Here is a 12,179-nt window from a genome sequence, read left to right on the forward strand (position 1 = left end):
ATGAAGAAGATACCATTCAAATCGCCATTCGGAATTTTACTGTATGTTATTTTGCCGTTGGTCGTTATTCTTGCGATTTCAGGAATCAGATTAGATTTAACAAAAGAAAAAAGATATACGCTTTCCGAAAGCACAATCAAAGTATTGGAATCGGTGAAAAAGCCGATCAATATTGAAGTTTATCTTGAAGGAGATTTTCCGGCGGATTTTAAACAGCTTCAAAGTGAAACAAAATTCATGTTGGAAAATTTCAGAAAAGTGAATTCAAACATAGATTTTAAGTTTATTGATCCGATTAAAACAAATATTCCGAAAGATACATTGTTGTCTCATGGAATTTATCCTTCTGTATTGGATGATGTAAAAAGCGGGAAAACTTCGCAGATAGAAATTTATCCGTATGCACAAATTCAAAACGGGAAACATAAAGTGACAGTTCCGCTTATTTTAGAACAAAATTATGCGAGTAATGACGAATTGCTTAAAAAGGCGATTGAGAATTTAGAATATAATTTAGTTTCAAAATTAAAAATAGCAACTAATGAAAACTTCAAGAAAGTTGGAGTTTTGGTGAATCAGGATGAATTGAGTCCGGGAGAATTTCAGGGATTCATGAATCTGGCGCTGGAAAATTATGATGCGGGACCAATCATACCTAGAAATCAAAAGGAATTAAGTTTAGCAGACGTTCCTGTTTTGAAACAGATGAACGCTTTGGTAATTGCAAAACCAAGAAAAGCCTTCACAGATGAAGAAAAGGTAATTTTGGATCAGTACATCATGAACGGAGGAAAAACATTGTGGATGATCGATGCCGTAAATGCCGAAATGGATACGTTGATGAGATCGGAAAAACTAATGCCTTTCCCGATAGATCTTAATTTGACGGATTTCTTTTTCAACTATGGTTTGAGAATCAACCCGGCTTTGGTAAAAGATGTAAAGAAATACGCAAAACTAAAATTTGTCGCGGGTGAAGTTGCCGGAAATGCACAATATTCTACGCAGCCGTGGCCGTATTTCCCTTTGGGAATTGCAGAAAATGATAATCCGATCACGAAAAATATCAACCCTGTTAAATTCGAATTTCCAACGTCGATCGATACATTGGGAAGAAAAAATATCAAGACACAGGTCCTTTTCGAATCCAGTGAAAGAACTTTGCTGAAGCAGGTTCCAAACTATGTGAGTTTAGAGGAAATCAATACGGTTGACAGTCTTGGACAAATGGAAAAACCGAGTACTCCAAAGATTTTTGCAGTCGCTTTGCAAGGGAAATTTACTTCGGCTTATGCTTCCAGAATTGAGAGAAAAGGATATCCTGGTTTTAAAGCATCAAGTCCGGAAAATAAAATGATCGTGATTGCAGACGGTGATGTTGCAAGAAATAAAGTCGTAAAAGGAAAACCGATGCCTCTTGGAATGGACGTTTTGACACAGGAACGTTTCGGAAACGAACAATTCCTGAAAAATGCACTGGATTATCTTTTGGATGACAGCAATTTGATGGAACTAAGAAACCGTAATATCGAAGAAAGGCTTCTCGACAGATATCTGATCAGCGAAGAAAGAAGTTACTGGCAATGGTTTAATTTGCTGCTTCCTTTAGCGATTATCGGTATTTTGGGAGGTTTGTTCTTCTGGTTGAGGAAGAGGAAGTTTGGATAAATAAAAAAGAGAAGTTTTTTGGCTTCTCTTTTTTATTTTTTATTTCGTTTTTCATCAATCATCTTAATTGGATTTTGTCTTGTATCAAAAACATCATTGATAACAATGTATTCACGATCTATTCTATAAATAATCTTATAATTAGTACTTAGAATATATCTGTGCTGTTGATTCAGTTTTTCCAGATGCAATTCAATTTGACCAGACTGAGGATTTTGAATTAATTGTTTTGTCGATGAGAGGATTTGCTTTCGAATCTTATGAGCAACTTTTCTATTGGCTTTCTCTGCGTAATATTCAAAAATAATTTTTAGATTTTCAATTGCAAAATCTGTCCAAATGATTTTCATAGATTACCAATTTGCCGATTGGTTTTCCAAGTCTTCCTGACTTTTAAATCGACCTTGTTTAAAATCTTCTTCTGATTTTTCAATACGACTAATTAAAGTTTCGACGCTGAAAGGTACAAACTCAGAATGATCTTCTTTTTCCAATTTAGATAAAATATATTCTTCAATTTTATCAAAAAAACTCTCATCCTGCAGTTGAGCAAGATAAGTGATTAAATTTAATTTTCTAGTTTGAATATCCACAACTGATGTATTTGAATCAAAATTACAAATTAATTTTTAAAGTAAAGCTTCTCAATTAAACAACCTCCTAAACTCCCCAGGCGACTGGTTCACCTTCTGCTTAAACAACTTACTAAAAGACTGCGGATGCTCAAATCCCAGCTCATAAGCAATCTCACTTACCGAAAGATTCGTTGTGCTCAGACGTTCTTTTGCAGTGTCTATCAATTTATTTTGAATATGCTGTTGTGTATTTTGTTGGGTGTGAATTCGTAGCAGACTACTCAAATAATTCGGGGAAATATTCATCTGCTCGGCGATGGATTTTACAGACGGAATTCCGTTTTCGATGAGGTTTCCGTTTTCAAAATATTGGGAAAGAACTTCCTCAAATCTTTCCAGCAATTCATGACTGGACTTTTTTCGGGTAAAAAACTGACGCTCATAAAAACGCTCGGCATAAATCATGAACAATTCCAGTTGGGCAACAATCAGTTCCTGCGTGAATTTATCGATGTTTGTCTGGTATTCCTTTTCAATATTTTTAAACAAATCAACAATAATTTTTTCTTCCTTATCCGAAAGAAAAAGCGCTTCATTAATTTGATAACTGAAAAATTCATAAGACTTGATTTTCTTCGCCAAAGAAGTTCCCCAAAGAAAATCGGGATGAATCAGCAATAAATATCCTGTCGGTTCAACCTCAATTCCCGGTTTCATTTCAAGGCTCAAAAACTGAAGCGGCGAAACAAAACACAACACGCCGGAATCAAAATCATATTCCTGCTGTCCGTAATTAAACTTAGCATTCACGTCCCTTTTCAGACCGATCGAATAAAAATTCTGTATCCATTTCAGCTCCGTATCATCCACAGGATAACGGACCTTGCTGTAATCAATCAGGCTGATCAGCGGATGCTCCGGATTCGGCAGATTGCAGAAAGAATGAAAATCGGAAAGCGAATTAAAACGAAACGTATTTTTCATAATGACTAAGTTATTTAATTATTTTGAATGTTGGATTGATTTTGAACCATTAAGATTTTATTTAAGAAGTTAAGTTTAATGAAGAAAAAAATCAAATTGATTTTTAAATCTACTCTAAAAGCGAAGCTCATCTTAATATCCTAAACGCCTTAAATAAAATCTTAATGGTTTAAAACTTATTATAAGATCCTTCGACAAGCTCAGGATGACACGTGTAAAAAACTTTGCGTCTAGATTAAAACGGTTAATATTAGCGAAATGTCATCCTGAGCGGAGTCGAAGGATCTCTAATTAATGATTTCTGTTTACGTCAGTTCGAGTGTTTTTCGTAATGAAATGAAGAAAAATGTATCGAGAACCTTCAATTAAACTAAACTTCTCGATACACTCCATTTCATTCCGTTACTCGAAGTGACGTTACGTTATAAATTGATTTTGAGCTCAATAAAAATTAAATCACAGTAGAAAAGGTCAACTCACTAAATTTCTCTGCATCACCTTTAATAATCTGGATCTTATTGTTCAGATATTCATCTGTTCCGCTTCCCAATAAGAAATGCACCGGTGGATTTTCAACCTCGCTGATGGCGATGATCGCTTCCGCGCCTTTATCAGGATCATTAGGTTGATTTCCATTAATTTCATCAAGGTGAGCCTGCTCAGAATTTCTTGCCGCTTCGTATTCAGGAATCGAGTTTTCAGGAGTTCTTACAGACTCTTTCGTTAAGAAATCAGTTCTGAAATATCCGGGATAAACCACTGTCGCTTTTACCCCGAAATCTTTAATTTCCTCTGCCAAAGCTTCCGTTAAACCAGCTACTGCAAACTTTGTCGAACAGTAAACTCCCCATCCCGGAAAGTTGCCGGAATATCCTCCGATCGAAGAAATATTGAAAATATGTCCCGACTTTTGTTCACGAAGATGAGGCATTGCATTTCTGATCACATTCAGTGTTCCGAAAACATTCACATCGAAATTCGCTCTTGCTTCCTTGTCAGAAAGCTCTTCCAAAGTTCCCAACTGTCCGTATCCTGCATTGTTCACCACCACATCAAGCTGTCCGAAATGCTCTACTGTTTTTGCGATAGCAGATTTTACATTTTCATCATCAGTTAGGCTAACTTCTAGCGGTAAAAACACCTCTGAGGTTTCTCCGATTTCAGAGATTAGAGCATCTACATTTCTTGTTGTTGCGGCTACACGGTAATTTTGTTCTAATAATTTTTTAATTAATGCTAATCCTAAACCTTTTGAAGCTCCTGTCACGAACCATACTTTTTTTGTTTCCATTTTTTAAATATTTATTGGTTGTTAATGATGGTACAAAGATGGTAAGATGGCGGATGAGAAAAGTAGCTCAATCAACGAATGATGTAATCGAATCGTGAATTTGATATTTCGTCTGAGGTTCAGACAGCAGGAAAATATTTTGGGGTCGTCTGAAAGTCTGATGGGCTCAACCAAAACTGGTTTGCATCGTCTGAAGTTCAGACGGAGAGAATCTAAAAAGGTTTAAACTTTCTGAACCTCTGACGGTAAGAATCTAATTAGGTTTGCCCCGTCGGAAGTTCCGACGACGAGAACTGATGTTGGTTTAGACTTTCTGAGGTTCTGACGGGGAGAATTTGTAATTTAACAAAAAAAGAGAAACTTTTCAGCTTCTCTTTAGTTTATTAAGGTTTTATTCTTATAATTTTATTATCTCTTATAACTACAACGTCACTGTTGTTTTTTCTTTTGAAATCGAGCATTTTTTCATAGGCCTTTTCCAGCCCCTCCAAAATTTTAACTTTTCTTTCTTCCTTAGCTTCTTGTGTCATAATAATGTTTTAATTCATTAAACTTATCCTGATGATGAATTTTAATTTCCTCATTAATATTTTTCTCTGCAATTAAAATATGTTTTCCTTCAGAATTATCAAAAATCAATATTTGATCTCAATTGAAAGATATATATTAAAAAGGTTATTAATTCCATTATGATACCTTCTTTCAATTACATCAGCCGGAATATTATGACCACCTTCGAGTACTCTTGTTTTCACTCTTTCGGCTGCTAATTCAGGATTTTTTAACCAAAAGAATAAAAGCGTGGTATTGTATCCGTTCTCTTTAGCTCTTATAATTTTTTGTTTATAAGATTTTGTTGCCAGAGTTGTTTCAAATGCAAAGCTTTCATCATTTTTAAATAACTCATCGATCCTTTCCAGCATAATTCTTCCCGCTTCAAATGCCACTTTTTCTGGTTGGAAAGGAGATAATCCTTTTGCAATTTCATCTGCATTTACAAACTCTTTACAATCTAAAATTTCAGGAAGAATAGTAAATGATGCTGTTGTTTTTCCTGCACCGTTGCATCCGGAAATTATGTAAAGATTCTTTTCGTTCATCAGTACAAATGTAAGACTTATTTTAATCATGAAACAAAAAAGAGAAACTTTTCAGCTTCCCTTTAAATTTTTTAAGACTAAAAACTACCACGGACTAATTCCCGTCTCATCCTCAATATCATTACTATAATACTGTCCAGTCGGAGCATTCTCGTCCGTAAGTGTATGTTTAATAATAAATGATGCCGCACTTTCCACAGAGCCCGGTCCATTGTGACCGTTGAAATCTGTTGCCGTGTAACCTGGGTCAATAACATTTACTTTGAATGGTAATTCTCTTAATTCATACGCCAAAACAATTGTATAAGCGTTCAAAGCTGATTTTGAAGGACCGTAAGCCGCGCCTTTTACATGGTAATATTTCCATGTTGGATCGCTGTGCAACGTCAAAGAACCTAATCCAGAAGTAATATTGCTGATTCTCGGACTGTCGGATTTTTTAAGCAAATCTAAAAATGTTTGCGTAACATTGATGACTCCGAAAAAATTCGTTTCAAAAACTTCTTTAATATTATCTATTGGAGTTTCTGCTGCAGTTTGTGGATTTACGCCCAAAATTCCGGCATTGTTGATGAGAATATCCAGTTTTCCCTGTTCGTTTTCAACAATATTTTTAGCTTTTACGATTGACTCTGTATTGGTGGTATCGATTTCGATCGCTTTGATATTCTGGAACCCCAGTTCGTTTAATTCCTTTACTGCCTTTTCACCATTTTCAAGGTTTCTGCTTCCCAGATATACGAATAATCCTTTTCCTGAAAGCTGTTTTGCTGTTTCGAAGCCGATACTTCTGTTGGCTCCTGTAATTAATACTGTTTTCATTTCTTTGTTTTAATTGATGATGTAAAATTCCGTCAATTAATTAAGGTGACATTTGTCATTTGGCAAAAAGAGGATTTTTTTGTTGACAGTTTTTTGGTGATTGATTTTATAATGTAATATTTTTCCTAATTCTACTTAAAGAAGATTGTGTAACTCCTAAATAAGAAGCGACATAAGAAAGCGGAATTCTGTTGACAGCAGTAGGGTAGATCTCCAAAAATTTCAGATAGCGGGTTGTTCCGTCTTCTGAAACAAGCGGGCTTCTTCTTTCTACCTTCTGCATCAAAGCCCGTGAAATGATTTTATGAACAATAGCATCAAAACCGACAATGGTCTGCAAAAGCTCGAGCCAGTCTTTTCTCTGGAAAACAATCATTTTACAATCTGTCACCGCCTGAACGTAAGCAGTTGAAGATATTTGATTGTCAAAACTTTCAAGATCTACAACCAGATTGTTTTCTTCAATAAAGTATTTTGTAATTTCTTCACTTTTGTTGTTGTAGTAGCACACACGAAGAATTCCATCGACTACAAATCCCACCTGTTTTGCAATTTTTCCGGCCTCAGAAAAATATTCTTCTCTGGAAAGGCTTAGTTCTGTTGCCTTGCTTGCAATGAAATCCATTTGTTGCTGATTCAGATTTCCGAATCTTAAGATAAAATCAAATAATTCTTTCATGAATGCAAGTTAGGTAAAGAAATAATTTCTGCATTTGTCAAATGACAAAAATTAAAAAGAGAAACTTTCCAATTTCTCTTTTTTAATAATTTTGTATTATTTTTTTAAAAGATCATCTAATTTTTCTAAGACGATAACCTTATAAGAATCAAGTTTGGAAGATAAATTAGTAGCATAAATAGTTTTTGCGGTTTCTTTATCCTGTTTAGATAAATTATCTCTCCATACATTATCTTTTACAGCTTTGCGATATTCGTTTTTATTAAAATTTAACATCATATTTAAATTTTCTTCACCAAGTTCTTTTTCATGAGTTAGGATGATTGATTTAGTATCATCATAATATTTTTTCATTTGTATGCCAAGAGGACTTGTTGGAATATAGTTGTTATATTCTTCAAATTTTTTTCTTTTTTTGACTGTGCATTAAAAATATTTGCAGTGCAGGTTAATGATATTATGATTGTAGAAAATATTTTTTTCATAAGAATAGTGTTATTTATTTCTAGCACCAATATACATATTAAAGTAGTATAGTTTCTTTTTTTTAAATTAAATTTCTAAAACGGGAATAATATGTTCTCAATTAAGCTGTTTTGCAAAATCTAATGCCGTTTTTCCGTTATTTGTTTTAAGGTTTTTATTAACTCCCGAATCAACTCCTGATTTTAAAATAACTTCTACAGAAGTTAAATTTCCGGCAATAGTTTCTCGGTGAAGTAAAGTCAATCCATTTCATCGACGTTCGTCAATTCATCAGGATAATTTTGTAAGAATTGGAAGTGGAATCTGAACATGAAATAATTTTGAGAGACTTTTCGGTTTTTTCACACTTAGAGTGATTGCAAAAAGCCAGTTGCTGATTTCGTTTCAATATCTTTTTCTGTTTCATTTTTTTTCAGAAAAGACAACTTTTACGCAAGAAAGATTAAGGCTTGAAATAATTCTTCTGTATTCCCAAGATTGTTGTTAACAGAAATATTTGAAGCTTCTTATTTAGCATTGGAACATCCATTCTGCATCTCCAGTAATATCTGATTTTCATAATTTAAACATCCTTTATAAAATCCTCATATTCGTAGTAAAACCTCTCAAAGCCATCCATTTTATCAACAAAAAATTCAAAAACTTCCTGCCAAGTATTTTTATTGAAAATAGAAACTCCGTGTTTTTCAACCCAAATTCTGCTTATCACTTTTCCGTTTTCCAAAGTATAAAATTCTTCTTTTGTGAAGTCTCCTATAAAATCTTTCAGAATATCTTCCAGTGACCAGATTTTGTTATAATAGGCATCTCGGAAAATTTCGTCTTTCATTTCGATATCCAAAGAAACTTCCGCCTTTTTATTATCTGCATAAAATTTGAACGACATATCCTTGATCTTCGTGTCATACAAAATCCATTTTCTGGGGAATGACTTTCCGAAAGCCGTCCAAAACTCTTTTTTTAATTGCTGTGCTTCTTGTTTACTGAACATGAGACAAAAATAAGTATTTTGGCTGGAAGTCAGAAGTTGGAAGCAGGAAGTTACGCGGTGTTTAAAAACTTCCATCCTCCATCCTCTAACTTCCATCCTTTATATCCAAACTTTTTCTTATTTTTGTAGTAATGCTGTCTAAAAAATCTCAATATGCTTTTAAGGCGCTGTCATACCTTGTAGAAAAGAGGAATGACGGCCCGGTTCTTATTTCCGAAATTGCGGAACACAAGAAAATTCCTTTGAAGTTTTTAGAAAATATTCTGCTTGAACTCAAAAAAGCGGACATCCTTGATAGTAAAAAAGGCAAAGGAGGAGGATATTTTTTTAAAGAAAATCCTGAAAACGTAAAACTGGCGAAGATTATTCGTCTGGTAAACGGTCCTATTGCCCTTCTTCCTTGTGTAAGCTTAAATTTTTACGAAAAATGTGATGACTGCAGCGAAGATCATTGTGGTTTACACGACGTACTGATCGAGGTTAGAGATGCTTCGTTGAATATTTTAGAAAAAAGAACTTTAATGGATTTGGTGGATTAGCCAAGTCCTTTTTTTTGAATTATTAGTCTACTCGTTTGGTGGGATAATAATTTTATTAGATATTTGCATTATTTCAAATGATAAATTATGATTTCAAAAGAAGATGCAGATACACTGAAACAGCTTTCAGCAGAGGAGGGATTGAAATTGATCTCATCAAAATTCCCGGCTGGAGCAGTCTTCTCCACATCGCTTGGTCAGGAAGATCAGGTAATTACCGATATAATTTTTAGAAATCAATTGCCGATAAAGGTTTTCACACTCGATACTGGAAGACTTTTCTATGAACATTACGAATTACTTTCACAAAACAATTCAAGATATAAGACCAAAACGGAGGTTTATTTTCCCGAAAGTTCAGATGTCGAAAAATATGTGAATGAAAAAGGCATCAACGCTTTTTATCATTCCATTGAGGACAGGAAAGAATGTTGCTTTATCCGAAAAGTTAAACCTTTAAACCGAGCTTTAAATGGTGCTGAAGTCTGGATTACAGGCTTACGATCCGAACAGTCGGAAAACCGTGAAAATATGCCGGTTATCGAATGGGATCAAGACCGTAAATTATACAAATACAATCCCTTAATTCACTGGAGCTATCAAAATGTTTTGGATTATCTGGAACAAAACAAAGTTCAGGAATTGTCTTTACACAAAAAAGGATTTATCAGCGTTGGTTGCCAACCTTGCACAAGAGCAATAGTTGAAGGCGAAAATCCGCGTGCGGGACGTTGGTGGTGGGAAAATTCACAAAAAGAATGCGGTCTGCATACGCATTAATTCGAAAAATTTAAACTAAAAATGAGTACACATAAATTAGACTATCTGGAGCAGTTAGAAGCCGAAAGTATCTATATCATGAGGGAAATTGCGGCTCAGTTTGAAAAACCTGCATTGCTTTTCAGCGGTGGAAAAGATTCGATTACGTTGGTTCATTTGGCGAAAAAAGCTTTTGCTCCGATGAAAATTCCATTTCCGTTGGTTCATATTGATACAGGACATAATTTTTCGGAAGCATTGCAATTCAGAGATTATTTAGCAAAAAATATTGGCGCTGAACTGATTGTAAGAAAAGTTGAAGATACCATCAAAGCTAAAAATCTAACCGAACCCAAAGGAAAATTTGCATCCAGAAACTGGTTGCAGACCCATACTTTATTAGATACGATTGAAGAGTTTGAATTTGATGCGTGTATCGGTGGAGCGAGAAGAGACGAAGAAAAAGCAAGAGCCAAAGAACGTTTTTTCTCCGTTCGTGACGCGTTTGGTCAATGGGATCCGAAGCTGCAACGCCCTGAATTGTGGAACATTTATAACGGAAGAATCAACAAGGGTGAAAATGTAAGGGTTTTTCCGATTTCGAACTGGACGGAGCTTGATGTATGGAACTATATTAAAAAAGAAAATATCCAATTACCATCAATTTATTTTGCTCATAACCGCGATGTAATTGAATATGACGGACAATTAATCGCCGTTTCAGATTTCATTCAAATTGATGAAAATGATACAATTGTTAATAAAAAAGTTCGTTACAGAACTGTAGGAGATATGACTTGCACAGCCGCCGTAGAAAGCTCTGCCGAAACTTTGGATGAGGTGATGAACGAAATTACAGCATCAAGAATTTCCGAGCGTGGCGAAACCCGAATCGATGATAAAGTGACGGAAGCAGCGATGGAAGACAGGAAAAAAGGAGGCTATTTTTAAGCAATAAGCTAAAGGCAGTAAGCAATAAGCTTTTAAAACTCATCATTTATCACTCATAACTTATAACTAAATTACAAGTGGACATATTAAGATTTATCACTGCAGGAAGCGTAGACGACGGGAAAAGTACCCTGATCGGAAGGCTTTTGTACGACAGCAAAAATATATTGATCGACCAGCTTGAAGCATTGGAAAAACAATCAAAAAACAAGAATGAAAACGGTGTTGATCTTGCGATTTTAACGGATGGCCTGAGAGCCGAAAGAGAACAGGGAATCACAATTGACGTGGCTTATCGATATTTTTCGACACCGAAAAGGAAGTTCATTATTGCCGATGCGCCTGGACATATTCAATACACTCGAAATATGATTACGGGAGCTTCTAATTCCCAACTGATTGTCATTCTAATTGATGCAAGACAGGGTGTGATCGAACAAACGAGAAGACATTCGATTATTGCTTCTCTATTGAAGATGAAAAATGTGGTTGTGGCAATCAATAAAATGGATTTGGTAGATTATTCAGAAGAAATTTTTAATGATATTAAATCTCAATATCAATTAGTTGCAAAGAAACTAGGGTTGGAAAACATACATTACTTTCCGATTTCAGCATTTCATGGAGATAATATTGTTGAAAGATCTGAAAATATGCCTTGGTATGAAGGGGTAACTTTGTTGGATTTCCTTGAAACTGTTGAAATTAATTCCAATGAAAATTTTGAAAGTCCAAGGTTTCAGGTACAATATGTGATTCGTCCGCAAACCGATGAACTGCATGATTATAGAGGTTACGCCGGACAAGTAATCTCGGGAATTTATAAAACAGGGGATGAAATTACGGTTCTTCCTCAAAATATTCATACAAAAATATCAAGGATCGAAACGGGTGGAAAGGAAGTCGAATCTGTTTTCGCCAATCAGCCTGCTGTTTTGCATATTGAAGACGATATAGACATCAGTCGTGGAGATTTTTTAGTGAAAACCGAAAGCCTTCCAAAGGTTGATAATGAAATTGAAGCTGTTGTCTGTTGGCTCGATAAGAAGGAATTAAATGAAGGAAATAAATATTTTATTCAACATAAAAGCAAGGTTTTAAAAGCAATAATTAAAGAAATTGACTATAAAATTGATGTTAATACTTTAGAAAAAACTCCGGTTTCTGAAAATGTAAAACTGAATGAAGTGGTAAAAGTTCGTTTGAAAACGGCTTCACCATTGGTTTTTGACAGCTTCGAGGAAAGTAATGCAACAGGAAATGCTGTTTTGATCGACGAGACGAGTAATTCAACGGTTGGAGCTGTAATGATTTTATAATTTGATTTAAATATA

15 protein-coding genes and 1 pseudogene are annotated in these 12,179 nt (G+C 34.8%); 5 read left to right on the forward strand and 11 right to left on the reverse strand.

Features of this window, described 5'->3' with window-relative positions:
- Complete coding sequence (gene gldG / locus ACKX2A_RS18960) at positions 1-1,668, forward strand: gliding motility-associated ABC transporter substrate-binding protein GldG (protein ID WP_415326491.1); 1,668 nt, start codon at positions 1-3, stop codon at positions 1,666-1,668.
- A 32-nt stretch (positions 1,669-1,700) separates the two neighbouring features.
- Here gldG and ACKX2A_RS18965 read toward each other — a convergent pair whose 3' ends face one another.
- From ACKX2A_RS18965 to ACKX2A_RS19015, 11 genes and pseudogenes are all read right to left on the reverse strand, one after another.
- Positions 1,701-2,018, reverse strand: coding sequence for a type II toxin-antitoxin system RelE/ParE family toxin (locus ACKX2A_RS18965; protein WP_415326492.1), 318 nt, complete (start codon positions 2,016-2,018; stop codon positions 1,701-1,703).
- Positions 2,019-2,021: 3 nt separating this feature from the next.
- Positions 2,022-2,261, reverse strand: coding sequence for a hypothetical protein (locus ACKX2A_RS18970; RefSeq protein ID WP_415326493.1), 240 nt, complete (start codon positions 2,259-2,261; stop codon positions 2,022-2,024).
- 51 nt (positions 2,262-2,312) lie between these two features.
- On the reverse strand, positions 2,313-3,227 hold the full coding sequence (locus ACKX2A_RS18975; RefSeq protein WP_415326494.1) for a helix-turn-helix domain-containing protein: 915 nt from the start codon (positions 3,225-3,227) through the stop codon (positions 2,313-2,315).
- A gap of 451 nt (positions 3,228-3,678) precedes the next feature.
- On the reverse strand, positions 3,679-4,518 hold the full coding sequence (locus ACKX2A_RS18980) for an SDR family oxidoreductase (protein ID WP_415326495.1): 840 nt from the start codon (positions 4,516-4,518) through the stop codon (positions 3,679-3,681).
- A gap of 383 nt (positions 4,519-4,901) precedes the next feature.
- The gene (locus ACKX2A_RS18985) at positions 4,902-5,048 is read right to left on the reverse strand and encodes a hypothetical protein (RefSeq protein WP_415326496.1); all 147 of its coding nucleotides are present in this window, start codon (positions 5,046-5,048) and stop codon (positions 4,902-4,904) included.
- A pseudogene (locus ACKX2A_RS18990) lies at positions 5,032-5,618 on the reverse strand (zeta toxin family protein). The gene ACKX2A_RS18985 and the pseudogene ACKX2A_RS18990 overlap by 17 nt, the downstream one beginning before the upstream one ends.
- 84 nt (positions 5,619-5,702) lie before the next feature.
- Entirely contained in the window at positions 5,703-6,440 is a 738-nt protein-coding gene (locus ACKX2A_RS18995) for an SDR family oxidoreductase (RefSeq protein ID WP_415326497.1), read from the reverse strand.
- A gap of 106 nt (positions 6,441-6,546) precedes the next feature.
- Complete coding sequence (locus ACKX2A_RS19000) at positions 6,547-7,119, reverse strand: Crp/Fnr family transcriptional regulator (RefSeq protein WP_415326498.1); 573 nt, start codon at positions 7,117-7,119, stop codon at positions 6,547-6,549.
- 96 nt (positions 7,120-7,215) lie between these two features.
- A complete protein-coding gene (locus ACKX2A_RS19005) occupies positions 7,216-7,473 on the reverse strand; it encodes a hypothetical protein (protein ID WP_415326499.1) in 258 nt (85 codons plus the stop codon).
- Between the two features lie 228 nt (positions 7,474-7,701).
- Complete coding sequence (locus ACKX2A_RS19010) at positions 7,702-7,848, reverse strand: hypothetical protein (protein WP_415326500.1); 147 nt, start codon at positions 7,846-7,848, stop codon at positions 7,702-7,704.
- A gap of 319 nt (positions 7,849-8,167) precedes the next feature.
- Positions 8,168-8,596 (reverse strand): DUF4268 domain-containing protein, encoded by a 429-nt coding sequence (locus tag ACKX2A_RS19015; RefSeq protein WP_415326501.1) that lies wholly within the window; start codon positions 8,594-8,596, stop codon positions 8,168-8,170.
- Between the two features lie 131 nt (positions 8,597-8,727).
- Here ACKX2A_RS19015 and ACKX2A_RS19020 point away from each other — a divergent pair, with 131 nt between their 5' ends.
- From ACKX2A_RS19020 to ACKX2A_RS19035, 4 genes are all read left to right on the forward strand, one after another.
- Positions 8,728-9,135, forward strand: a complete 408-nt coding sequence (locus ACKX2A_RS19020) for an RrF2 family transcriptional regulator (protein WP_415326502.1) — start codon at positions 8,728-8,730, stop codon at positions 9,133-9,135.
- An 87-nt stretch (positions 9,136-9,222) separates the two neighbouring features.
- The gene (locus ACKX2A_RS19025; protein WP_415326503.1) at positions 9,223-9,915 is read left to right on the forward strand and encodes a phosphoadenylyl-sulfate reductase; all 693 of its coding nucleotides are present in this window, start codon (positions 9,223-9,225) and stop codon (positions 9,913-9,915) included.
- A gap of 21 nt (positions 9,916-9,936) precedes the next feature.
- Positions 9,937-10,845 carry a sulfate adenylyltransferase subunit CysD gene (gene cysD, locus ACKX2A_RS19030; RefSeq protein WP_415326504.1) on the forward strand — a complete coding sequence of 303 codons (909 nt, stop codon included), beginning with the start codon at positions 9,937-9,939 and terminating at the stop codon, positions 10,843-10,845.
- Between the two features lie 77 nt (positions 10,846-10,922).
- Positions 10,923-12,164, forward strand: a complete 1,242-nt coding sequence (locus ACKX2A_RS19035; protein WP_415326505.1) for a sulfate adenylyltransferase subunit 1 — start codon at positions 10,923-10,925, stop codon at positions 12,162-12,164.
- Positions 12,165-12,179 lie beyond the last annotated feature (15 nt).

Origin of the sequence: Chryseobacterium sp. MMS23-Vi53, assembly GCF_047651245.1 — a bacterium.
Classification (GTDB): Bacteria; Bacteroidota; Bacteroidia; order Flavobacteriales; family Weeksellaceae; genus Chryseobacterium.

Excerpts from the sequence above, each read along its gene's own strand:
- gldG (WP_415326491.1), top strand. The coding sequence starts at position 1 with ATGAAGAAGATACCATTCAAATCGCCATTCGGAATTTTACTGTATGTT.
- ACKX2A_RS18965 (WP_415326492.1), bottom strand. The coding sequence starts at position 2,018 with ATGAAAATCATTTGGACAGATTTTGCAATTGAAAATCTAAAAATTATT.
- ACKX2A_RS18975 (WP_415326494.1), bottom strand. The coding sequence starts at position 3,227 with ATGAAAAATACGTTTCGTTTTAATTCGCTTTCCGATTTTCATTCTTTC.
- ACKX2A_RS18980 (WP_415326495.1), bottom strand. The coding sequence starts at position 4,518 with ATGGAAACAAAAAAAGTATGGTTCGTGACAGGAGCTTCAAAAGGTTTA.
- ACKX2A_RS18985 (WP_415326496.1), bottom strand. The coding sequence starts at position 5,048 with ATGACACAAGAAGCTAAGGAAGAAAGAAAAGTTAAAATTTTGGAGGGG.
- ACKX2A_RS18995 (WP_415326497.1), bottom strand. The coding sequence starts at position 6,440 with ATGAAAACAGTATTAATTACAGGAGCCAACAGAAGTATCGGCTTCGAA.
- ACKX2A_RS19000 (WP_415326498.1), bottom strand. The coding sequence starts at position 7,119 with ATGAAAGAATTATTTGATTTTATCTTAAGATTCGGAAATCTGAATCAG.
- ACKX2A_RS19005 (WP_415326499.1), bottom strand. The coding sequence starts at position 7,473 with ATGAAAAAATATTATGATGATACTAAATCAATCATCCTAACTCATGAA.
- ACKX2A_RS19015 (WP_415326501.1), bottom strand. The coding sequence starts at position 8,596 with ATGTTCAGTAAACAAGAAGCACAGCAATTAAAAAAAGAGTTTTGGACG.
- ACKX2A_RS19020 (WP_415326502.1), top strand. The coding sequence starts at position 8,728 with ATGCTGTCTAAAAAATCTCAATATGCTTTTAAGGCGCTGTCATACCTT.
- ACKX2A_RS19025 (WP_415326503.1), top strand. The coding sequence starts at position 9,223 with ATGATTTCAAAAGAAGATGCAGATACACTGAAACAGCTTTCAGCAGAG.
- cysD (WP_415326504.1), top strand. The coding sequence starts at position 9,937 with ATGAGTACACATAAATTAGACTATCTGGAGCAGTTAGAAGCCGAAAGT.